Source organism: Trinickia diaoshuihuensis, assembly GCF_003390925.1.
Taxonomy (GTDB): domain Bacteria; phylum Pseudomonadota; class Gammaproteobacteria; order Burkholderiales; family Burkholderiaceae; genus Trinickia; species Trinickia diaoshuihuensis.
The window spans coordinates 1-22,328 of sequence record NZ_QUBS01000012.1; the positions used below are offsets into that span (position 1 = coordinate 1).

Consider the following 22,328-nt stretch of genomic DNA (forward strand, 5'->3'; position numbering starts at 1 on the left):
GATGTACTGCCACACGTCCAGTTCGGTCCAGTTCGAGATCGGGAACACGCGCAGGTGCTCGCCGTTGTGCAAACGCGCGTTATACAGACTCCACAATTCCGGACGCTGCGCCTTGGGGTCCCACTGACCGAATTCGTCGCGGAACGAGAAGATGCGCTCCTTGGCGCGCGCCTTCTCTTCGTCGCGGCGCGCCCCGCCGATCATCGCCGTGAAGCCGTGCTGCTCGATCGTCTCGAGCAGCGTCACCGCTTGCGCGGCGTTGCGCGAATCGGTTTCGCGTGAAGCCGTGCTGCTCGATCGTCTCGAGCAGCGTCACCGCTTGCGCGGCGTTGCGCGAATCGGTTTCGCGGCGCAGCCGCACCGTGCCGCGCTTGATCGAATCCTCCACGTGACCGACGACGAGTTCGGCGCCGATCTCGGCCGCGCGGCGATCGCGGAAATCGATCACTTCCGGATAGTTGTGCCCCGTGTCGATGTGCACGAGCGGGAACGGCAGCGTCGTCTTGCGTTGAGCGCCCAGGCCGAACGCCTTGAGCGCCAGATGCAGCACGACGACCGAATCCTTGCCGCCCGAAAACAGCAGCGCCGGCTTGCTGCATTCGGCCACGAGCTCGCGCAGGATGTGAATCGATTCCGCCTCGAGCCAGTCGAGATGGTCCATGCGGGTTGCGCTGACCTTGAGCGGGGTCGTCGCGGAAGGTTCGAGAATCGTGCTCATGTTTGACGGTTTCCTATCGTTTGCCCGTGTGCCGCCTGGCGCCGCTTAGCGCCGGGCCGCCGTCACATCGTTGGGATACTTCACGTAACGCCGGTGTCGCCGGGGCGTCAAGCCGAAGCCTGCTTCGATGCCCCGCCCGGCGCGAATTGGATGGCCGAGGTGGTGACGTGCAGACCGCATTCTTTCGAATCGCGCGACTCCCACCACCAGCGGCCGGCGCGGCTGTCCTCGCCGGGCCGCACGGCGCGCGTACAAGGCTCGCAGCCGATACTCGGATAGCCGCGCGCATGCAGCGGGTTGACGGGCACGTCGAATCGCTTCAGATAAGCCCATACCTCGCCTTCGGTCCAATCCGCCAGCGGGTTGTATTTTGCGATGTCGCGGGCCGCATCGTGCTCTTGCTCGTGCAGCTCGGTGCGCGTCACGGATTGCTCACGGCGCTGGCCCGTGACCCAGGCGTCCACGCCCGCGAGCGCGCGATTCAACGGCTCGACCTTGCGGATCTCGCAGCACCGCTTGCGCAGCTCGACGCTTTCATAGAATGCGTTGAGACCATGCGTCTTCGCGTAGTCCTCGGCGGCCTCGGCTTGCGGGTGAAACTGCTCGATCTCGTAGTCGTACCGTTCGCGAACGCGATCGATCATGCCGACCGTTTCCGCATGCAGGCGCCCCGTGTTGAGCGAAAAAATGCCGATCGGCGCTTTGCGCGACAAAATGGCATGCGTCAGCACCATGTCTTCCGCCGCCAAGCTGCTGGCCAGCTTGATGCGCGCGTGGCGCTGCGCGATTTCGTCGATGAAGGCGTGCAAACGCTCGAACTTCGCTTCGAGCGCCGCATCGACGACGGCGGCGGCAGGCGTACGGTCTTGGCTCATGCGCGCTCCGCCTCGGCCTCGCCGCGCCGACGGAACAAGGGCTGCGGCGTGTCGAACGCACCCTGGTACTTGACCGTGAATTCCTCGAACGCGCGCAGCGCATCGTGGATGTCCTTGTCGGCTCGCACGGCGAACGCGTCGAAACCGCAGCGCGCCATGAAATTCAGGTGATCGCGCAGCACGTCGCCGATCGCGCGCAACTCGCCCGTCCAACCGTAGCGCTCGCGCAGCAGGCGCGCCGTGCTGTAGCCGCGGCCGTCGCGGAACACAGGAAAATCGACGCCGATCAGCGAAATCTTGTCGAAATCGGCGGCCAAATCGGCTGGTTCGTCGTCGGGCGCGAGCCACACGCCGAGCGCATCGCGCTGGCGGGCGGCGACGAGCGCCTCGCGCGCCTGCTTCCACAGCGCGAACGGAATGAGAATGCGGCCCGCGGGCAACGCATCGACGGCCGGCAGCGTGCCGTCTTCGAGCGCGCGCACCACCGTCCAGTCGTCTTGTACCACCGAGCGATTCTTGATAATCGAAGTCATCTGCAAATATCCCTGAGTCGCCCGAAATTATGCGTGAGCCGGCTGGCGCGACGCGTAGACGCGTTCCTTGAACGGCGCGACGCCGATTCGATTGTAGGTGTCGATGAAGCGTTCGCCGTCGATACGATGCTCGATGAACGTGTCGATCACCTTCGTCATGACATCTGGCATTTCCTCCGCCGCGAACGACGGCCCGATCACACGGCCCAGACGCGCACCGGTCGCACCCGTGCCCTGCTCGCCGCCGAGCGTTACCTGGTACCACTCCGAGCCGTCCTTATCCACGCCGAGAATGCCGATGTTGCCGACGTGATGGTGACCGCACGAGTTGATGCAGCCCGAGATATTCAACGACAGGTCGCCCAGGTCGTAGACGTAGTCGAGATCGTCGAAACGGTCCTGGATCGACTGCGCGATCGGCAGCGACTTGGCATTGGCCAGCGAGCAGAAATCGCCGCCCGGGCAAGCAATGATATCGGTCAGCAAACCGATGTTGGGCGTGGCGAAACCTTGGCTCTTCGCCAGCTCCCATAATGCGAACAAGTCGCGCTTGCGCACGTCCGCGAGAATGAGATTTTGCTCGTGCGACACGCGAATCTCGCCGAACGAATATTGATCGGCCCAGTCGGCCACCGCTTCCATCTGCTCGGCCGTCGCGTCGCCGGGCGCGCCCTTGGGCGGTTTCAGCGAGAGCGTGACCGCCGCGTAACCGGGGACCCGGTGCGGGCGCAAATTGCGCTCGATCCAGCGTGCGAACGCGCGGTTCTCGAGCAGGTGCTTTTCGAACGTTGCATCCGTATCGGAGAGCTTTTCGTAGGCGGGAGGCGTGAAATGACGGGCGACGCGCTCGTATTCGGCTTGCGTGAGCGTCGAGGGGCCGTCCTTCAAATGCTGCCACTCCTCCTCGACTTGCTGCGCGAACTTCTCGGGGCCGAGCGCCTTCACCAGAATCTTGATACGCGCCTTGTACATGTTGTCGCGGCGGCCGAAGCGGTTGTACACGCGCAACACGGCCTCGCAGTACGTCAACAGATGCTGCCAGGGAAGATTCTCGCGAATCACGGAGCCGATGATCGGCGTGCGGCCGAGCCCGCCGCCGGCCAGAATCGCGCAAACGACTTCGCCCGCTTCGTTCTTCGAGAGATACACCCCGAGATCGTGGATCTGTACCGCGACGCGGTCTTCCTTCGATCCCGATACGGCGATCTTGAACTTACGCGGCAGCCAGCTAAATTCGGGATGGAACGTCGACCATTGGCGCAGGATTTCGGCCCAAGGACGCGGATCGACGATCTCGTCGGGCGCCACGCCCGCGAACTGATCGGCCGTGATGTTACGAATGTCGTTGCCCGACGTTTGGATGCCGTGCATCTGCACCGACGCCAGATCGGCCAGCAGGTCGGGCGTGTCCTCGAGCTTGATCCAGTTGTACTGGATGTTCGTGCGCGTCGAGAAGTGACCGTAGCCGCGATCGTACTTGCGCGCGATATGGGCCAGCATGCGCAATTGATCGCTGCGCAAGTTGCCGTAAGGGATCGCGATGCGGTGCATGTAGGCGTGACGCTGCATGTACAGGCCGTTCTGCAGCCGCAACGGACGGAACTCGTCCTCGCTCAATTCGCCCGACAAGCGGCGGCGGACTTGGTCGCGGTACTGCGCGACACGCTCGTCGACGATGGTCTGGTCGTACTGATCGTATTGGTACATGCGGGACCTCTGGTTAGTGTCGCGCGGCATCGCGCGGCGTCCAAATCGCTATCGATGCATACGGCGAGCCTTGGTTCAGACCGGCTCGTCATGCGCTAATGACGAAAACAGCTATGCATATTGAAAAACGTGGGTCGATCGTAATAAACTGCCCTTATATTTCAAACGACTAAAAAATTCTTTCCTTATGTCGATAGGGTTATAAATGAACCTGCACCAATTTAGGTTCGTCCGCGAGGCCGTCCGCCAGAAGTTCAATCTGACCGAAGCCGCGAAGGCGCTGTATACGTCCCAGCCGGGTGTCTCGAAAGCGATCATCGAGCTCGAGGACGAATTGGGGGTCGAGATCTTCACTCGGCACGGCAAGCGCGTGCGCTCGCTGACCGAGCCCGGGCGGATCATCCTCGCCTCCGTCGAGCGGATCTTGCAGGAGGTGGAGAGCCTAAAGCGCGTCGGCAAGGACTTCGCGGCGCAGGATCAGGGCAACCTCGTTATCGCCGCCACGCATACGCAGGCGCGCTACTCGCTGCCCGGCGCGATCGCCGAGTTCAAGAAGCGGTTCCCCAAGGTGCACCTCTCGATCCTGCAAGGCAGCCCCACCCAGGTGGCGGAAATGGTCATGCACGATCAGGCCGACCTTGCCGTCGCGACCGAGGCAATTTCGTCATACAAGGAATTGGTCTCGTTGCCGTGCTTTCAGTGGCACCACGTGGCGATCATGCCGCCCGAGCATCCGCTGCTGCAGCGCAAGCAACTGTCGCTCGAAGATCTCGCGCAGTACCCGCTGATCACGTACGACAATGCGTTCGCCGGGCGCTCCAAGATCGACCAGGCGTTTTCCCTGCGCGCGCTCGCGCCCGATATCGTGCTCGAGGCGATCGACGCCGACGTCATCAAGACGTATGTCGAACTGGGGCTCGGGGTGGGCATCATGGCCGACATCGCGTTCAATGCCGAGCGCGACCGGAATTTACGCGCGATGCCCGTGGGTCATTTGTTCGGTAGCAACTTGACGCGCGTCGCGCTCAAGCAAGGCGCCTATCTGCGCAGCTACGTCTATACGCTCGTGGAGCTGCTCTCGCCGACGCTGAACAGAAAGCTGATCGAGCAGGCGCTCAAGGGCGAGCACGACAGCTACGAGCTATAAACGGGCCGGGCCGACGGCAATCGAGCCATCGCCTCCTTCATACTTTTCTTTACGCAGCCCAGACCTTCAGGAGACCTTTGCATGGCGTTGTCCGCACACTTGCGCCGCGCGTTCGCGCTGGCCGCTTTCGCGCTCGTTAGCGCGGCACAGACCGCCCCGGCGCGGGCCGACATCAAAGTCGGCATCGATTTGTCCTCAACCGGGCCGGCCGCCGTCATCGGCATCACGAGCAAGAACGCGATGACGATGTGGCCGAAGACGATCGCCGGGCAACCGGCTCAATACATCTTCCTCGACGACGGCTCCGACCCGGGCGCGGCCGTGCGCAACATCAACAAGCTGATCCACGAAGATCATGTGGACGTCATCGTCGGTCCGAACATCACGCCGGCCGCACTGGCCGCGCTCGATCCCGTGGCCGAGTCGCATACGCCGATGATCACGTTGATCGGCTCGGGCAGCGTCGTCGAACCGCAAACGGGTCCGCGCGTGTGGGCGTTCAAGATGGCGCAGACCGATAGCGCGATGGCCGATGTCATGACGCGCTATATGTCGAACCACGGCGTGAAGACGGTCGGCTTCATCGGTTTTGCCGACAGCTACGGCGACAGTTGGCTCAAAGAGTTCTCGACGTTCGCCAAGCTGCGTCGCATCTCGATCGTCGCAACCGAGCGGTATAACCGCACCGATTCGAGCGTGACGGGACAGGTTCTCAAGTTGATTGAAGCCAGACCCGACGCCATGCTCGTCGCGGGCGCCGGCACGCCGGCCGTGCTGCCGCAGCGCGAACTCGTGCAGCGAGGGTTCAAAGGCCCGATCTACCAGACTCACGGCATCGCCACGCCGGCCTTCATCAAGCTCGGCGGCAAGGACGTGGAGGGCACGCTGTTCCCGACGCAGCCCGTCGTGGTCGCACGCACGCTGCCGGGCGATCACCCTTCGAAGAAGGCGGCGCTCGCCTTCGTGGATGCCTACGAGGCGACGTTCGGCGCGGGCAGCGTCACGCAGTTCGCCGGCGACGCGGCGGGCGTCTATCCGCGTTTGAACGACGCGGTCGCACGCGCGCTGAAGACGGCGCAGCCGGGCACCGAAGCGTTCCGCTCGGCGTTGCGCACCGCACTCGAGCAAACGCACGAACTCGTCGTCCCGAACGGCGTCGTCAACACGAGCGCGGGCGATCACGTCGGGCTCGACCAGCGCGCTAGCGTGATGGGGGCGATCAAAGGTGGGAAGTTCGTCTACGTGAGTCAGTAAGCGAGCGGCGGGTTCAGCAATCGGTTTGCGAACCGCTTGTCAGGCGAGACGAATTCCGCCATAATCGCTCTCTTCTGTCCGGTGCGCGCTCGTGCCGGCGAAAGCCCAGGTGGTGAAACAGGTAGACGCAGGGGACTCAAAATCCCCCGCCGCAAGGCGTGCCGGTTCGAGTCCGGCCCTGGGCACCAAGGATTCAGGAAACCCCGCTAGATTCCAGTCTAGCGGGGCTTTTTTTGGTCCAATGCTTGTGCTATCGCTTGTGCATCTTTCGGGGAGGCGTTCCGCGAGATTCGATCAGTCGGCGCGTGTTCTCCAGTTCCTTTTGCAGCAGATCCGCATCCGGCAAGACCATCCGGTAATTTGCCGCCATCCTTGATGGCATCGCCGGGTGCGGCAACGTCGATCGATTTCGGCACGGCGCCCTTGACTAGCATCGTCGCCTTGTTCTTCGACAGCGCCGTACGCTCGTAAAACTGACTGTTGATCTGCCGGTCAAGCTGGCGCACGCTCCATCCTCCGCGCAAGGCTTCGGCCTCGTAGAACCGGAGAGCGTGGTCGTCCTTGACCGACAGTAGCCGCGCATAGGTCGACCACGGTAGAGCGAACACCTGTGCCAACTCATCAAGCCTCCAGGGGCGCACCTGCTCCTCGAGGGCGCTGCCCTCCAATGAGGCTGAGGCCAATTCGCCAGACACCGTCTGGCGAATTGGCCAGGTCAGGAAAAACGACCGCATCTGCTGCAAGTTCTGGCGACTGAACCCTCGACCGAATCGCTGGGTCAGGTCGCTCGCCAGCCGCTCTATCAGTTGCTCTTCAAACCCGCGTACGCGGCAGCCGCCATCAGCGTCTATCCCGGCTACAGCAACCCGAGCGCGCCCACCGGAAACGGCTGCCCGGCGGCGCAGGCCTTTTTCCCGCTGCCGTTCGTGACCAGCAACGACGCATCGTGGGACATCGCCGTGCTTCGATTGCAACAACCGTTGACCAACGCCCCCACGATGAAACTCAAGGGCATCGCACAGGAGTCCGATCTGCCGACGGAATCGACGGTGGCGGGATACCCAGGGGGTTATGTCATGTGCAGCGACACCTACCCCCACGCCGGCGTCAACATCCGCGATCACGTCCTTGCGTATGTGCACGACACGGCGCCCGGCGTAAGCGGCGCACCGGTATTCAATCCGAAAACGGGAGAGGTCTATGCCATCCATCGCGGTAGATCGCTGAACGAGGCGCAAACCGAAGTCACCGAAGTCAAGGTCGCGCCGTTGATCACGAGAGCCACCGCGACATTCATTCAGGCCGCGGGCACGTATGGCGGCCCATCGAGGGACTTCCTCGTCCCGTTGAACGGGCAGAACTGACGGTTCATACGCGCGCAAGGAAGCGCGACAGACGATCGACTCCATCGAGCAACTTGCTATCGACGCTGACGGCGTGACACCACCGCAGCCAGCCGTCGCCTTCGGGGCCGAAGGCCGAGCCGGGCGCGAGGCCGAGCCCGGCCTCGCTCACGAGCCTCTTGGCGAGGCCAAGCGAATCGTCCAAGCCGGCGATGCGAAAAAAGACGTACATCGCACCGCCCGCTTCGGGAACTTGTACACCGGGCAAGGATTGCAACGCCTGCGAGAGCAGTGCCCGGGTGTGCGACAAGCGTGACCTGAGACGTGCCACTTCCGGCTCGCCGTGCTCCAACGCGATCGCAGCCGCGCGTTGCACGGGCTCGAACACGCACGAGAAGTTGTACTCGACGAGCTTGCCCAAATCCGCCGTGAGTTCGTCGGGCACGACCATCCATCCGGCGCGCCAGCCCGTCATCGACCAGGCCTTCGAAAAGCTGTTGACCGAAATAATCCGGTCCCCTTGCTCGTAGTGCGCGAGAAACGATGGGGCCGAGCGCTGCCGCTCGTCGTACACCAATCGCTCGTAGACATCGTCGCAGATGATCCAAATGCCATGCTTGCGGCAATGAGCCACGATCGCTTGCACGCTGTGCTCGTCGATCGTCCACCCCGTCGGGTTGTTCGGCGAATTGACGATCAACGCACGCGTGCCCGGCGTCAGCGCGCTCAATAGCCGCTCGAGATCGAGCGTCCATCGGCCATCGCTCACGCGCAACGAAACGCGCTCGACCCGCGCGCTCAAAATCTTGGGGATTTCACAAATGTTGGGCCATAGCGGCGTGACGGCGACGACGCGATCTTGCGGCGATAACAAGAGTTCCGACGCAATCAGGAGACCGGTCACGCCCGAACTCACTACGGCAATGCGCTCCGAACCGACCGCCCGCCCGTGCAAACCGGAGAGATAGGCCGCGATCCGCTCCCGCAGGTACGGCCGCCCGAGGTTCTGCGAGTAGAACGTCTCGCCCTGCGCCAGCGAGCGCGCTGCCTCATCGCGGATGAATTCGGCCGTCGCCGTATCGGATTCGCCGAACCAGAACGGCAAAACGTCCGGCCGGCCCATGCCGCTATTGGCCACTTCTCGAATGAAAGACCCGGCAAGATGTTGAATCGCGGCTCGGGCTTGAACAGGGTAAGGGGTGCTGTCGGTCATGGGCGTCTTGGTCTGTCTCGATCGAGCGATTGCGCAAGTGCTCGATCCCGGGTTTGGATGGCATATATTCGCATGCCATTCCGAATCGGAGGCGAAAGCCGCGGGAGACGCTGCGCGGCAGTTCGCCGGCCACTTACACGACCAACGACGACATGATGAACAAGCTCCTCACGATTTCGATGCTGCTGGCCTGCATCTCGGCGCATGCTAAAGATAGCGGCGCCGAGCCTCGACCCTATTCCCCTCAGTATTACGCGTGCCTCGACAAGGCCGGACCCACGACGTTCTACGACCAAACGGCCGATTCGAACTGCGACGCTGAGGAAGTCAAGGTTCAGAAGAAGCGGATCAACGCGGCATACGGCAAGCTCGTGAAACTATGGAAGAGCAATCCTCAGGAGATCGCAAAGCTAAACGCCGCACAAAAAGCTTGGGTGCAGTGGCGGGATAGCACCTACGAGCTACTGCAAGAGGCAGGCGGAACAAACGGCCAGGTCGTCTATCTCGTCAGCTCGAACTTCCTGCTCAGGTCGCTCGTCGATCAAGCCAATCTTCTGGAAACGATCGTCGCCTCGAACGGAGGATGATGAGCGTCCATGAGGAGCCGGCTCGCGGCAAGTCAGTGCGCGCTCATGCAGCGATTCCGGCCCAAACGCCGCTTGCGCTGCCGCGAGTTGCGCGCAAATGCGTGACGCGCGCACCATACGAGAACAGCACCGCCGCGCCCAATGCGACGGCATCGATCCCTAGCAGTGCCCAATCATGCTGCTTGATCGAGATCATCATGCCATCGGCGTCCATCACGACATCCGCCAATACAATGCCCACGCATGCAACGGCTGCGAAGCCCAGCAAATCGCGCGCGGCGAGAATCGGCGCGCGCCACGCGCAATGAACGAGACTAAGCGCGAACGCCACGCCGAAGACGCAATCCGCTTTGAGGCTCGACACGAGCCGCGCTCCGACGAACGCGACGGCAATCCCGACGCAGGTCCCCACGCAAACGCCCACCGTCGCGCGCGCCATGTTGCGCATGGCAAGCGGCTGCATTGCCGCCTGACGCCTGCGCCGTGCCTCGAGCCACATCAGGTTGCCCGTGAACACCATCGCCGCGCCGCCAAGACCCACCGCAAAGTAGATCCATCGCAACGCAAGCCCACCATAAGTGCCGAAGTGAAGCCCATACATCGCACTGCCGATCGCATGGTTCGCATCCCGCATACCCGCGTACTGACGCCCTGTTACGACGCCGCTCGTCAACCGCAACTCGACGGCGCCGCGCGTACCGAGGGCTTTCGGGACGTTGCCCCACACCTCGGCCGTACCCGTCGGCTTCCCATAATCGACGAACGTGACCCACTCCGGTTCGAGACCGGGTACTTCGTGCCGCGCGGCCGCGAGAAGGCCGGCCGCATCTACCGGCGCCAGGTTGGCTCGCGCCTGCGAAGCAGGGGCGAAGACGGCGCTGGGAGACCACATGTCAGGCAACGCCGCCGCGAGTTGATGCCCGAACGCCACGTTAAAGATGAAAGCGATCACCGTGGTTAAACACATGAACGCGCCGGTGACGGCAATCATCGCGTAGAACGGCAACGCAAAAAGGCCGAGCGCATTGTGCGCGTCCTGCCAAAATCGCTTGCGATTCGGGCCGGGCCGCAGCGCGAAAATATCCTTCGCCAATCGCGGCCAGTGCAAGAACAAGCCGCTCAGCATTGCAAAGCCGAAGGCAATCGACACCGCACCCATCAGGTACATGCCGAAAGGCGGCACCGCAAGCGCGTAGTGAAGTCTGTTGAGGAATACGGAGAGTCTTGGCGTGTCGAGCAACACCAGCCCGGAAGCAGAGGCGCGAGCCGGCCCCGACCGCCGGTCCAGCGCCGCGAAACGCCAGCGGCCCTGTTCGAACCAAAACGCCGTCGGATCGGGCATGGCGGCGCTCGGCCACATCACGCCGAGCCGGGCGGCAGCGGATGGATGCGCGGCCAGCACCGACGCAACCAAGCGGTCGACATCCTTATCCGATGGTTGCAGATGGCGCGCCTCGGGACGCTCCCAACAAGCGATATTGTCTTGAAACATCGTCAGCGCGCCGGCGAGAAACGCGACGAAGAGTGCAAGACCGGCGACGATGCCCGTCCACGTATGCACCCATTGATAGGCCCGCAGCGTTTGCGCTTTCATCGTCAAATCGCCGAGCCGATCAATTTCGCGCAACATAGAAGCGCGAACGCGGCGAGGTTGCCGCCGGCCAGATAGATGGCGAGGCGGCGTCGCGCAGCAACGGCGAGCCACCACGACGCCATGCCGATCCACACCGGTATCGACAGCGCCATCGCGCCGATCGCCCAGTGCCGCCAGCCGCCCGGCAGCAGCAGGGCGAATGCGGCGCATAGCGCGACCGAGAACGGCAGCGCCGCCATCGATACGATCAAGAAGCGCAGCGGCACGCGCGCCCTCCTCGCACTCGCGCACGCATGCGCCGAGCGGCCTCGACGGCGAACGGCATTACGCTGCAACTCGCACCGATCGAGACGCATGCCACGCACAAACCCGGGACCCAACCATACGTCCCGACCCACTGCTCGGCCGCGGCGAAGGCGAACCCAACAGCGGCGCCGGCGCTCCGACGGCGGTGTAGGGTCCCATTGGACGGACCCGACGGCGACGCGCGCCACGCGAGCGCGGCCGCGCCGACGCTAGCGGCGAACGCAATGCAATCGCTCATGTTCGATGCTTCCCGGTATAGCTCGCCATAAACGTTCGAAGTCCCGACGCAACGCTCAGAAATCGGTCGAGAGCGAGAACATCGCCGTGCGCGGCGCCCCTTGCGTCAGATAGCCGCCGAGCGTCGAACTCCAATAAGCGTGATTGCCGACGTTGAGCACCATCGCGCGAAGCTCCGTCTCATGACCGAACACCTTGCGGCGATAACGCGCGCCCACGTCGAAACGCGTCCACGGCGCGATCGACAGCCGGTTGGCCACGTCGAGGTATTGCGTGCTGGTATAGGTGGCGCGGCCCATCAGCGTGAAGCCTGTCAGCCCCGGAACATCCCACTCGCCGTTGAACGTGAACATATAGCGCGGCACGCCGATCGGCCGATTGCCATCATTGATTCCACCCGCCGTGCCGCGCAACGTCGCGTCGATCAGCGTTCCCCCGGCAATGAGCCGTACGCCCTTGACCGGCTCGCCGAACATCGACACTTCGATGCCGCGATGGCGTTGATCGCCGTTCGTCCCGTAAATTTGCGTCGCCGGATCGACATAGGCCGAAGGCTGGTTGATCTGATAGACGGCGAAGGACGCGCCGTAGCGCTCGGCGTCGTACTTCACGCCCGCCTCGACTTGGCGCGCATGGTACGGCGCGAGCATTTGATTCGCATTAAGCGCCGTCGAAGGCGCCTGCCCGCCTTGCGACAACGCTTCCGTACGATTCAAGTAGAACGAGAGATGCCGCCACGGTTTGACCACGAGTCCGAACACGGGCGTCGTGGCGGAGCGATCGTAGACGGAGGTCGACGCCCCCGTGTAGTCGTAATCGGTCACGTGCAGCTTTTGATAGCGGGCGCCTAGCGTGAACAACACGCGATCGTTCAACAGCCCGAGCGTGTCCGCGACGGCAGCGCTGCGCATCAACGTCGTGCTGACCAATCCCGGATCGGCCAAATTGCCGCCCGAGAATATGCCGGCCGGCTGCGGTACTTGCACGGTGTCGTACAGGCTCGTCGGGAAGGTCCCCGACATGTCGTAGGCGCTATACGTATCCAAATGCGACACCGAAACGCCCGCGCTGAGCCTGTGCGTCACCGCGCCGGTGGCAAACGCGCCGCGCACGCCCGCCTCGCCGGCTAGGCCGTCCGCTTTGTAAGGCACGCCGAGCCGATAGCCCGAGGTTGAGGTGGGCGAAACGAAGGTGGGCGATTCGTATTGTCCGCTTTCGTTGTCGTGATGCAACCCGGCGCTCAGGTACGCCGTCCAGCCCGGCAGGAAGTCGTATTCGGCTCGGGCCATCGCAAGCGTGTCCTCGAGCGTGCTGTTGTTCCATGCCTGCGTGTAGTTGTAGCTCGCGGAAGGCACGGCGGGAATCGTGTCGCCCCGCACGTAGACGACCGAGCGTCCGTCCGTGATGCGCTCGCGCTGATAGACGAAATCGCCGTACAGCCGCAGCTTCTCGCCGCGGTAATCGAGCGACACCGATGTCATCGCATCCCGCCGATGTTCGCCGTCGATCGAGGTCTCGCCGCCGTGGGCGGCCGAATTGACTCGAATGCCGAATTGATCGCGATCGCCGAAGCGCCGGCCGACATCGACGTGCGCGCCCACTTCGCCGGAGGCGGTCCCTTCCAGCGTCAGCCTCGTAAGCGGTTTGTCGTCGGCCCGCTTCAGTTGAAGATCGATGCCGCCTCCCACGCCGGAACTCGCGGGCGGCACCCCGCCGACGAACGAATTCGCTCCTCGGAAGACATCCACCCGTTCGAGGGCTTCGGTCATCACGAGCTGACGCGGCACGATGCCGTACAAGCCGTTCATCGAAATATCGTCGCCTTGCAGCGGAAACCCGCGCACGACGAACGTTTGCGAGAAATTGCCGAAGCCGAACGCGCTGCGCACGGCCGGATCGTTCGCGATCACATCGGCGAGCGTGCGCGCCTGTTGCTGCTCGATCAGCCGCGACGTATAGCTCGTAACGGTGAACGGCATATCGAGGTTCGCCTGCCGGCCGAGTACGCCGTACTCGGCACCTCGCGCGACCTGTCCGCCGGCAAAGGCCGGTGCGTAGTCGCCAGGCAATGCCTGTGCTTTGTCTTTGATCGTAATGGTCGGCAACGCGGCCGAGGCATCGGCTTGCGCCGCGACCTGGCCGGTCACTGTCGCGAGCACGGCTCCGGCGACAGAGATAGGAAGAAGCCGGCGCCTGCGCACGACACCGCGAACCACACCCCGAGAACGAATCGACATAGTTATTTAACGGACAACGAAACTTGTTGAGGCCACCGCCCGCGTTGGGACGTCGCGAATTTTGAGATAGAGCGAATGATAAATACAAATGCGAACCATTGCTATTCTCATTTGTGAAACGACACAATCCGTTCACGCCGGCGCGCCGGTGCCGCGATTTTGCCTCTCCGGCGCACGCATGATTGACAATATCCATGTTGTATAACAACAATTGCACGAAATTGAATCGAGGCGATCGATGCAGCGCGCGCTAATATCGCCTCGCACGCAACGGACTAGCCATGACCGACGACACGAGCCCGGCGCAACCCTATCGCCTGGAGCAACGGCACCCGCGGCGTTGCGCCGTCGGGGAAAGTCCCGTTTGGCGGGCCTCGGAACGCGCGCTGTACTGGGTGGACATACCGGCGCAAACGATCATCCGCTACGAGCTCGCCCGCGCTCGCCGCACGCAGTGGACATTGCCCGAGCGCGTGGGCTGCATCGCGTTCGACCGCGCCGGCACCGTACTGGCCGCGCTCGAGACGGGGTTATTCGCCGTTGAACTGCACGAGTGCGAAGCCCCTGCGCACGATGAAGAAAGCTCGGACGGACACGTCGGCGCTGCGACGCTGCGGCGCCTCGCATCCGTTACGCACGAGGCCGAGCGCATGCGCTTCAACGACGGGCGTTGCGATCGTCAGGGCCGGTTCTGGGCCGGCACGATGGTGCAAGACACCGCCGAGCCTCATCCCGCCGGCAAGCTCTATCGGTACAGTCAGTCATCGGGGCTTTCCGCGCCGGTCGTCACGGGTCTTTGCACGCAAAACGGCCTGGCTTGGTCGCCCGACGGGCGCACGATGTACTTATCCGATTCACATGCCTCGAGCCGGCTCATTTGGGCGTTTGACTACGACGTCGATGACGGCTTGCCGACGAACCGGCGCGTGTTCGCCGATTTGCACGACTACGCGGGCCGCCCGGACGGCGCGGCCATCGACGCGGACGGCTGCTATTGGACCTGCGCGAACGACGCCGGCCTGCTTCTTCGCTTCACGCCCGGTGGACGGCTCGACCGCGAAATCGCTTTGCCGGCCGCGAAGCCGGCAATGTGCGCTTTCGGCGGCGACCGTCTCGATACGCTATTCGTGACGACCATTTGCCCGCCTTCCGTAGGCGAACACGACGGTTACGTCTTGGCGCTGCATCCCGGCGTGCGCGGCTTGCCGGAGCCCGAATTCGCGGGGACGCTATAACGAACGGCTCCCACGCCAGCGGCTGCGATGCGGCTCGGAACGCACATTCATTCGCGCACGAATACGGCCCCATCGAGCGGCACGCTATGATTTACGACTTGCCGTGACTTACAATCGGCCATACACATGACAACTCATCCCACCACGCCCCACATGGCCGAGCAAAAAGCGCCGCGTATGCCGGCGCGCATTTACAGCGACATCCTCAACCGAATCATCGACGGCGAATACAAGGAAGGGGAGCGGTTGCCGACCGAGCACGCGCTGGCCGAACGTTTCGCGACCTCGCGTCCGACCGTGCGCGAGGCGCTCGCGCAACTGCGCGCGGATGGGATCATCGAGACGCGCCATGGCTCGGGCACGACCGTCGTGCGCCGCCCCGATCCGGACGTGCGCCGGTTCGCACCGCTCGAAACGCTGTCGGACATTCGGCGCTGCTATGAGTATCGCGTCGTCATCGAATCGGGCGCCGCCGCGCTCGCCGCCGAAAAAGCCGACGAAGACGATATTGCCGCGATCCGCCGCGAATGGGACAACTTGCAGACGATCGTTGAAACGTCGGGCATCGGCGCCAAAGACGACTTCGCGTTTCACCTTGCCGTCGCCCGAGCCTCCAAAAACCAATTTTTCGTGGCCGGGTTGTCGGCGATTCAAGAGCAGATGGTCTTCAGCATGAACCTATCGCGCAATCTCTCGCTCGTGAAATCGATCGAACGGCAGCGCGTCGTGCAGCAAGAGCATCTCGAGGTACTGCAAGCCATCGAGGAACGCGATCCCCAACGCGCGACGCGCGCCATGCGCGATCACCTGGAACACGCGTTGAGCCGCATGTTCGGCTCGTAAGCCGAACCTCCGCGCGCAGCGGACCCCGCCGTGCGAAAAAAAGTAGGGGCGCCCCTGGCGGTTCGGCGAGCCGCCTCTGTCTTCCTCGCCTCACCCCCCCCTGACCCCTGCGGCCACCTAGGGAAATTACCGAGCTCACCGTGATTTGCTTGACAACTTGCGGCAACATGCCGCACGATGTCTTACATGATCGGGAGGTCGGCCCGCTCCGCTCAAGATCGATGCGCGCTTTTGATACGCCGCACTCCACGCTTTGCGCCGCAAGCGACCGGAATCTCCCGCCCGCCCCACGAGACACACGATGACGAAACTCTGCGCGAACCTCACGATGCTGTTCGGCGAGGTGGATTTTATGGACCGCTTCGCCCTCGCGGCCAATGCCGGTTTCAAAGGCGTCGAATTTTTGTTTCCTTACGCCTACGATAAACATCGGCTCGCCGAGGCGCTCCATGCGCACGGTCTCACCCAAGTGCTGCACAACTTGCCGGCAGGCGATTGGGCCGGCGGCGAACGCGGCATCGCCTGCCTACCCGATCGTATCGGAGAGTTTCAAGACGGCGTGGGTACGGCGATCGAATACGCGCACGCGTTGGGCTGCAAGCAGTTGAACGTATTGGCCGGCATCGCGCCTGCCGGCGCGGCGCCCGAGACGATTCGCGAAACGTTTGTCGCCAACGTGAAGTTCGCCGCCCAAGCATTGGCCGATGCCGGCATCCGCCTTTTGATCGAACCGATCAATACCTACGATATCCCGGGCTTTTACGTCAGTCGTTCGCAACAAGCGCTCGAGTTGATCGAAGCAAGCGGGAGCGAAAACCTGTTTCTGCAATACGACGTCTATCACATGCAGCGGATGGAGGGCGAGCTTGCCGCCACCATCGAACGGCACTTGCCGAAGATCGCGCACATGCAGCTCGCGGACAACCCCGGCCGCCATGAACCGGGCACCGGCGAGATCAACTACCCGTTCCTGTTCGCCCATATCGAGAAGCTCGGCTACGAGGGATGGATCGGCTGCGAATACAAGCCCGCCACGACGACGGCCGCGGGCCTGCACTGGGCCGCGGATTATCTCTGACCGAGCGCACGAGCGCTCACGCGAGGACACACAGATGAGCAAGGTCGGCTTTATCGGCTTGGGCATCATGGGCGCACCCATGGCCCGCAACCTCTTGAAAGGCGGGCACGAACTCTTCGCGCATACGCGCAGCCAAGTGCCGATCGAATTGACCGCGGATGGCGCACGCGCGTGCGAGCACGCGCAAGCCGTGGCCGAAGCAGCCGACATCGTCATCATGATGCTCCCCGATACGCCCGACGTGGAGAAGGTGCTCTTCGGCGAACGCGGTGTGGCCGCCGGGCTTGCACCGGGCAAGCTCGTTATCGATATGAGTTCGATCTCGCCGCTTGCCACGCGCGAATTCGCGCGCCGCATCGAGGCGCTCGGCTGCGATTACCTCGATGCGCCCGTCTCGGGCGGCGAGGTCGGCGCGAAAGCGGCGACGCTGACGATCATGGTGGGCGGTACGCAACAGGCGTTCGCGCGCGCTAAGCCGCTGTTCGATCTCATGGGGCGCAACGTAACGCTCGTCGGCGGCAACGGCGACGGTCAAACCGCGAAGGTGGCCAATCAAATCATCGTCGCGCTGACGATCGAAGCCGTCGCTGAAGCGTTGACGTTCGCGGCGAAAGCGGGCGCCGATCCGGCCAAAGTGCGCGAGGCGCTGATGGGCGGCTTCGCCTCCTCCCGCGTGCTCGAAGTGCACGGCGAGCGAATGATCAAGCGCACGTTCGAGCCAGGCTTTCGGATCGAGTTGCATCAGAAGGATTTGAATCTCGCGCTCGACAGCGCGCGTAGCCTTGCCTTGGCGCTGCCCAACACCGCCGGCACGCAGCAGTTGTTCAGCGCATGCGCCGCCCAGGGCGGCGGCGGTTGGGACCACAGCGCGATCGTACGTGCGCTCGAACAGTTGGCGCACTTCTCGCCCGAGCAGCCGGCGCGAACGAGCGACGCGACGGCGTAGCCGCCACCGAGCCCAAACGCGGAGCAGCGCCGATCGCCCGCGCACGGCAAGACGCATAAGGCGCAATCAGGAGACAAACATGCAACATCGTCCGATCAAAGGATTGCGGTGGTGGATCGTCGCGCTGCTCGTGCTCGGCACGATCTTCAACTATCTTGCCCGCAGCTCGCTCGCCGTCGCCGCGCCGACGCTCATTGAAAAGCTCCATCTGTCCACGCAGCAGTATTCGTATATCGTCACAGCGTTCCAAGCCGCCTATGCGCTCGCTCAGCCCGTCGCCGGGTTCGTCATCGATCTCGTCGGTCTGAAAATCGGTTTTGCGATTTTCGCGTTCGCCTGGGCGATCTCGAACATGCTGCACGGACTCGCGATGAGTTGGCCCGCGCTCGCAACGTTTCGCGCGATGCTCGGTGTGAGCGAGGCGGCAATCTTCCCGGCGGGTATGAAGACGATCAGTCAATGGTTCCCGGCCAACGAACGCTCCATCGCCGCCGGCTGGCTCAACACGGGCACCTCGATGGGCGCCATGCTCGCGCCGCCGCTCGTCGTCTATTGCATCGTCAAATACGACTGGCGGATGGCTTTCGTCGTCACGGGCGGCACGGCGTTGATCTGGGTCGCATTGTGGCTCGTCTTCTTCCGTTCGCCGCAGGATCACCCGAAGCTTGGCGCCGCCGAATTGGACTACATTCGCCAAGGTCAAATGCAAAATCGGCGAACCGATGCGAGCGGACGTCCGTCGTGGCGCGCCATCGTCGGCACGCGGCGCTTCTGGGGCATCGGCCTCGCCCGCATGCTGGCGGAACCGGCCTGGCAAACATTCGGCGCTTGGATCCCGCTGTACATGGTCACCGTGCGCCACATGGACCTGAAAGAGATCGCCCTATTCGCATGGATGCCGTTTCTCGCGGCCGATCTCGGCAGTCTCGCCGGCGGCTATTTGGCGCCTTTTTTCATGCGCCGTTTCAGGGTATCGCTCGTCACCTCGCGCAAGCTCGTGATCGTGACGGGCGCCGTGCTCATGGCAGGTCCCGCTTGCGTCGGTCTTGCCGCGAGCCCGTACGCCGCCATCGCCCTGTTCTGTGTCGGCACCCTCGCCCATCAGGCACTCTCGGGCGCGCTTTTCACGCTGGCCTCGGATGTCTTCGGTCAGCACGAAGTGGCGAGCGCAACGGGACTGTCCGGCATGCTCGGCTATTTCGGCGCGACGGTGTTCTCGCTCGTGGTCGGCGCGCTTGCCGGCACGGTCGGCTACAACCCGCTGTTCGTCTGTCTGATGCTGTTCGACGTGATTGGCGCCGTGCTTGCGTGGAAGCTGATCGTGCCGAGCGAGCCGCCGGGACCGCGTCCCGAGCCTCTCGATGTCCGCGGCGCGCTAAGCGCGTGAGCCGCGAGCGAACCCCTCATTGAAGCCCCTTCGACAAGGACTTGTATCGTGAAGAAAGTTGCATTGACCGGCGCCGCTGGGCAATTGGGCCGCGTGTTGCGCAAAGCGCTGTTGGAACGCGGCGTGAATCTGAGATCGGCGGCGGGCTCCAAGCCGCTTGAACCGATCGTAGAGGGCGAGGACGTCATGCACGGCGACTTGCGCGATGCCGCCGTGGTCGACCGTTTGCTCGAAGGCGTCGACGTGCTGATTCACATGGCGGGCACGAGCGTGGAGCGTCCGCTGCCCGAGATCATCGAGAACAACCTGCGCGCGCTCGTCGAAGTCTATGAAGGCGCGCGCCGGCATGGGACGAAACGCATCGTCTTCGCCAGTTCGAATCATGCCATCGGCATGCATCCCGTCGAATCGAAGCTTGAACTCGATTGCGATTTCCGCCCCGACGGCTTTTACGGCCTCAGCAAGATGTGGGGAGAAGGTCTCGCTCGCCTATACTGGGACAAGCACGGCATCGAAAGCGTCTGCATCCGCATCGGCAGTTGCGTCGAAAAGCCCATGGAGTTTCGGCATCTGAGCACGTGGCTCGGTTTCGACGATCTCTTGCAGTTGATCGAGCGTTCGATCGAGGTCCCCGATCTCGGCTTCGAGGTGGTATGGGGCGTATCGGCCAATACGCGCAGCTACTGGGACAATTCGGGCGCCGAGCGGCTCGGTTATCGCCCCGTGCAAAACGCCGAAGACTACGCGGCCGAAATCCTCGCGAAGCCCAATAAGATGGACGCGGTCGGTCAGCGCTACCAAGGCGGCAGCTTCGCGAGCTTCGACTTCTCGCGGCCCGCGTCCGCCGCCGAGCCGCGCTGAACGCATCCCACTCGACGTCACCGGAAACCAGCGATGAAACTGCCTGAGAATCGTTTCAAACGCGCGCTCGCCGCGGGTGAACAGCAAATCGGCTTATGGTCGAGCCTGGCGAGTCACATGTCGGTCGAGTTGCTGGCTGGTGCAGGCTTCGATTGGCTCGTGCTCGACATGGAGCACGCACCCAATGAGTTGCCGATGGTGTTGAGCCAGTTGCAGGCGATGGCCGCTTACGCAACGCATCCGGTCGTTCGCCCGCCGTGGAACGACATGGTGACGATCAAACGTCTGCTCGATATCGGCGTGCAAACGCTCCTGATTCCTTACGTCGAAACCGAAGCGCAGGCACGCGATGCCGTCGCGTACACGCGTTACCCGCCCGATGGCGTGCGGGGCTATGCCTCCGGGGCACGCGGCTCCGGCTTTGGCCGTATCGCCGACTACGCCAAGCACTGCGCGCGCGAGTTGTGCGTGCTCGTGCAGGTGGAAAGCCGGCTTGGCCTCGAGAACCTCGAACGGATCGCGGCCGTCGAGGGCATCGACGGCGTCTTCGTCGGCCCTGGCGACCTTGCGGCGGCGCTCGGCCATCCGGGCGAGATCGCGCATCCCGAGGTTCAGGCGACGATCGAGGATACGATCGGGCGCATCGTCGCGGCCGGCAAGCCGGCGGGGATCCTGACGCCGAACGAGACATTCGCGCGACGCTACATCGAACTAGGCTGCCGATTCACCGCCGTGGGCTCGGACATCGGCATTCTCGGGCGCGGCGCCGAGCAGCTCGCCGCACGCTTCAAGCCCGATCGCTAAGCAGTCACGAGGGCGAGCCCCTCCTCGGTCGCCGCCCATGACGTCTAACGCGCCCCCTCGCGCGATCAGAACACGGGATGCGCGTTGATAAGGCTCGGCAGCCAAGTCGAGAAGTACGGGAAGTACGTCACGATATTGATCGCGCTGAAGATGGCGAGGTAATACGGCCACGCGATCTTCGTCGTCTCGCCGATCGATACGTCACCGATCGCGCAGCCGATGAATTGCACGGAGCCGATCGGCGGATGCACGAGCCCAAGCGAGCAGTTGAGCAAGATCATGATCCCGAATTGCACGGGGCCGACGCCGTAGTGCATCGCCATCGGCAAGAACAGCGGCGTCGTGATCAGAATGTGCGCGGCCATATCGACGAACGTGCCGAGGAACACCTGAATGATGTTGATATAGAGCAGCATGAGCCAGGGCACCGTCGTGGCGTGCTCGAGCAGATGCTCGATCGCATCGGGAATCTCCAAGTACGCCATTTGGAAGCGCAGCATGTTCGAGACGCCGATCAGGAGCAGCACGACGCCGGTCGTGCGCGTGGCACGGGCGAGCGAGAAGGCAAGCTTCTTGAGCGTCATCGTCCGGTAGACGATAAAGGTCAACAGGAGCGAATAGGCCACCGCGATCGCCGCGGCCTCGGTCGCAGTCGCGATGCCTTTGGCGACGCACAGCAAGATGATGACGATGACGAGCAGCCCCGGCACCGCGCCGACGAACGACTTGCCCACCGCGAACCAGCCGGGAAAAATCGGCAGATCGGAGCCGCCGTCGGCGCGGCGCGGGAAGCGATAGCGCACGGCCTGCCAATAGGCGGCGAGCAGCACGAAGCCCATGACCCATAGCACCGGAAGCAAGCCCGAAAACAGCAAGTCGCCGATCGAGACGCCGTTGACCGAATGACCTTCGACGATACCGGTGATCCCTTGGGCGGCAAGCGCGTAGATGATCATGTTGGTCGAGGTGGGCATCAGCGCGCCCGCGAGCGAGGCGTGCGTCGTGACGTTGACCGCATAGGCCGCGCTATAGCCCTCGCGCTTCATGAGCGGAATCACGACGCCGCCCATCGCCGACGTATCCGCGGTGGGCGAGCCCGAGACGCCGCCGAACAGCGTGCAGGCGACGACGTTGGCCATCCCCAAGCCGCCGCGGAAGTGGCCCACCGTCGCTTGCGCGAAGCGCAGGATGCGATCGGCGATGCCGCCGTGCAGCATCAATTCGCCGGACAGGATGAAAAACGGCACGGCGAGAAACGAAAATGCGTTGATACCGGACACCATCGCCTGCATCGCGGTGGCGAGCGGCAATCCCTCGTGCAGATAGGTCAATACGCACGACAGGCCCAATGCGAACGAAACCGGTACGCCCAATACGAGAAAAACGAGAAAACTGCCGACCAGAATCAAGAGTTCCATTTGAG

19 protein-coding genes, 1 tRNA gene and 2 pseudogenes are annotated in these 22,328 nt (G+C 63.3%); 12 read left to right on the forward strand and 10 right to left on the reverse strand.

Annotation, left to right across the window (positions count from 1 at the left end; translation table 11 throughout):
- The 4 genes and pseudogenes from cysD to DXT59_RS01630 all read right to left on the reverse strand — a co-directional run.
- Nucleotides 1–718: pseudogene (gene cysD / locus DXT59_RS01615) on the reverse strand (sulfate adenylyltransferase subunit CysD); the annotation flags it as partial.
- A 107-nt stretch (nucleotides 719–825) separates the two neighbouring features.
- Nucleotides 826–1,593 carry a phosphoadenylyl-sulfate reductase gene (locus DXT59_RS01620; RefSeq protein WP_116135201.1) on the reverse strand — a complete coding sequence of 256 codons (768 nt, stop codon included), beginning with the start codon at nucleotides 1,591–1,593 and terminating at the stop codon, nucleotides 826–828.
- Nucleotides 1,590–2,126, reverse strand: a complete 537-nt coding sequence (locus DXT59_RS01625) for a DUF934 domain-containing protein (protein WP_116135202.1) — start codon at nucleotides 2,124–2,126, stop codon at nucleotides 1,590–1,592. The genes DXT59_RS01620 and DXT59_RS01625 overlap by 4 nt, the downstream gene beginning before the upstream one ends.
- Before the next feature lie 27 nt (nucleotides 2,127–2,153).
- Nucleotides 2,154–3,833 (reverse strand): nitrite/sulfite reductase, encoded by a 1,680-nt coding sequence (locus DXT59_RS01630; protein WP_116135203.1) that lies wholly within the window; start codon nucleotides 3,831–3,833, stop codon nucleotides 2,154–2,156.
- A gap of 205 nt (nucleotides 3,834–4,038) precedes the next feature.
- On the opposite strand from DXT59_RS01630, the gene DXT59_RS01635 reads away from it, so the two are divergent.
- The 3 genes from DXT59_RS01635 (at nucleotide 4,039) to DXT59_RS01645 (ending at nucleotide 6,422) form a co-directional block, all read left to right on the forward strand.
- The gene (locus DXT59_RS01635) at nucleotides 4,039–4,980 is read left to right on the forward strand and encodes a CysB family HTH-type transcriptional regulator (RefSeq protein WP_116135204.1); all 942 of its coding nucleotides are present in this window, start codon (nucleotides 4,039–4,041) and stop codon (nucleotides 4,978–4,980) included.
- Between the two features lie 81 nt (nucleotides 4,981–5,061).
- A complete protein-coding gene (locus DXT59_RS01640) occupies nucleotides 5,062–6,234 on the forward strand; it encodes an ABC transporter substrate-binding protein (protein WP_116135205.1) in 1,173 nt (390 codons plus the stop codon).
- A 103-nt stretch (nucleotides 6,235–6,337) separates the two neighbouring features.
- A tRNA-Leu gene (locus DXT59_RS01645) sits at nucleotides 6,338–6,422 on the forward strand.
- Nucleotides 6,423–6,602: 180 nt separating this feature from the next.
- On the opposite strand, the pseudogene DXT59_RS01650 reads toward DXT59_RS01645, so the two are convergent.
- Nucleotides 6,603–7,070 (reverse strand): annotated as a pseudogene (locus tag DXT59_RS01650) (DUF1016 N-terminal domain-containing protein); the annotation flags it as partial.
- A 90-nt stretch (nucleotides 7,071–7,160) separates the two neighbouring features.
- Here DXT59_RS01650 and DXT59_RS30405 point away from each other — a divergent pair.
- Nucleotides 7,161–7,598: a trypsin-like serine peptidase gene (locus tag DXT59_RS30405; protein WP_275895752.1), complete on the forward strand. Its 438-nt coding sequence runs from the start codon at nucleotides 7,161–7,163 to the stop codon at nucleotides 7,596–7,598.
- 4 nt (nucleotides 7,599–7,602) lie between these two features.
- Here the strand turns inward: DXT59_RS30405 and DXT59_RS01660 are convergent, their stop codons facing one another.
- Complete coding sequence (locus DXT59_RS01660; RefSeq protein ID WP_116135207.1) at nucleotides 7,603–8,790, reverse strand: pyridoxal phosphate-dependent aminotransferase; 1,188 nt, start codon at nucleotides 8,788–8,790, stop codon at nucleotides 7,603–7,605.
- A gap of 152 nt (nucleotides 8,791–8,942) precedes the next feature.
- Here DXT59_RS01660 and DXT59_RS01665 point away from each other — a divergent pair, with 152 nt between their 5' ends.
- Nucleotides 8,943–9,377, forward strand: a complete 435-nt coding sequence (locus DXT59_RS01665) for a lysozyme inhibitor LprI family protein (protein WP_205417358.1) — start codon at nucleotides 8,943–8,945, stop codon at nucleotides 9,375–9,377.
- A gap of 43 nt (nucleotides 9,378–9,420) precedes the next feature.
- On the opposite strand, the gene DXT59_RS01670 is transcribed toward DXT59_RS01665, so the two are convergent.
- The 3 genes from DXT59_RS01670 to DXT59_RS01680 form a co-directional block, all read right to left on the reverse strand.
- Nucleotides 9,421–11,007 carry a PepSY-associated TM helix domain-containing protein gene (locus DXT59_RS01670; RefSeq protein ID WP_162877901.1) on the reverse strand — a complete coding sequence of 529 codons (1,587 nt, stop codon included), beginning with the start codon at nucleotides 11,005–11,007 and terminating at the stop codon, nucleotides 9,421–9,423.
- Nucleotides 10,974–11,237 (reverse strand): hypothetical protein, encoded by a 264-nt coding sequence (locus tag DXT59_RS30410; protein ID WP_162877902.1) that lies wholly within the window; start codon nucleotides 11,235–11,237, stop codon nucleotides 10,974–10,976. Before DXT59_RS30410 ends, DXT59_RS01670 begins: the two co-directional genes overlap by 34 nt.
- A gap of 333 nt (nucleotides 11,238–11,570) precedes the next feature.
- Nucleotides 11,571–13,751 carry a TonB-dependent receptor gene (locus tag DXT59_RS01680; protein ID WP_116135211.1) on the reverse strand — a complete coding sequence of 727 codons (2,181 nt, stop codon included), beginning with the start codon at nucleotides 13,749–13,751 and terminating at the stop codon, nucleotides 11,571–11,573.
- A 281-nt stretch (nucleotides 13,752–14,032) separates the two neighbouring features.
- Between DXT59_RS01680 and DXT59_RS01685 the strand changes: the two genes are divergently transcribed.
- The 7 genes from DXT59_RS01685 (at nucleotide 14,033) to DXT59_RS01715 (ending at nucleotide 20,905) form a co-directional block, all read left to right on the forward strand.
- Nucleotides 14,033–14,986 carry an SMP-30/gluconolactonase/LRE family protein gene (locus DXT59_RS01685; RefSeq protein ID WP_116135212.1) on the forward strand — a complete coding sequence of 318 codons (954 nt, stop codon included), beginning with the start codon at nucleotides 14,033–14,035 and terminating at the stop codon, nucleotides 14,984–14,986.
- 153 nt (nucleotides 14,987–15,139) lie between these two features.
- Entirely contained in the window at nucleotides 15,140–15,829 is a 690-nt protein-coding gene (locus tag DXT59_RS01690; protein WP_116135213.1) for a FadR/GntR family transcriptional regulator, read from the forward strand.
- A gap of 301 nt (nucleotides 15,830–16,130) precedes the next feature.
- On the forward strand, nucleotides 16,131–16,907 hold the full coding sequence (gene hyi / locus DXT59_RS01695; RefSeq protein ID WP_116135214.1) for a hydroxypyruvate isomerase: 777 nt from the start codon (nucleotides 16,131–16,133) through the stop codon (nucleotides 16,905–16,907).
- The gene (locus tag DXT59_RS01700; protein WP_275895754.1) at nucleotides 16,900–17,853 is read left to right on the forward strand and encodes a 2-hydroxy-3-oxopropionate reductase; all 954 of its coding nucleotides are present in this window, start codon (nucleotides 16,900–16,902) and stop codon (nucleotides 17,851–17,853) included. Before hyi ends, DXT59_RS01700 begins: the two co-directional genes overlap by 8 nt.
- A gap of 79 nt (nucleotides 17,854–17,932) precedes the next feature.
- Nucleotides 17,933–19,240: an MFS transporter gene (locus DXT59_RS01705; RefSeq protein ID WP_116135216.1), complete on the forward strand. Its 1,308-nt coding sequence runs from the start codon at nucleotides 17,933–17,935 to the stop codon at nucleotides 19,238–19,240.
- A gap of 48 nt (nucleotides 19,241–19,288) precedes the next feature.
- The gene (locus DXT59_RS01710) at nucleotides 19,289–20,101 is read left to right on the forward strand and encodes an NAD-dependent epimerase/dehydratase family protein (protein ID WP_116135217.1); all 813 of its coding nucleotides are present in this window, start codon (nucleotides 19,289–19,291) and stop codon (nucleotides 20,099–20,101) included.
- 33 nt (nucleotides 20,102–20,134) lie between these two features.
- Nucleotides 20,135–20,905 carry an HpcH/HpaI aldolase family protein gene (locus tag DXT59_RS01715; RefSeq protein ID WP_116135218.1) on the forward strand — a complete coding sequence of 257 codons (771 nt, stop codon included), beginning with the start codon at nucleotides 20,135–20,137 and terminating at the stop codon, nucleotides 20,903–20,905.
- A gap of 65 nt (nucleotides 20,906–20,970) precedes the next feature.
- Here DXT59_RS01715 and DXT59_RS01720 read toward each other — a convergent pair whose 3' ends face one another.
- Nucleotides 20,971–22,323, reverse strand: a complete 1,353-nt coding sequence (locus DXT59_RS01720) for a TRAP transporter large permease (RefSeq protein ID WP_116135219.1) — start codon at nucleotides 22,321–22,323, stop codon at nucleotides 20,971–20,973.
- Nucleotides 22,324–22,328: the final 5 nt, after the last annotated feature.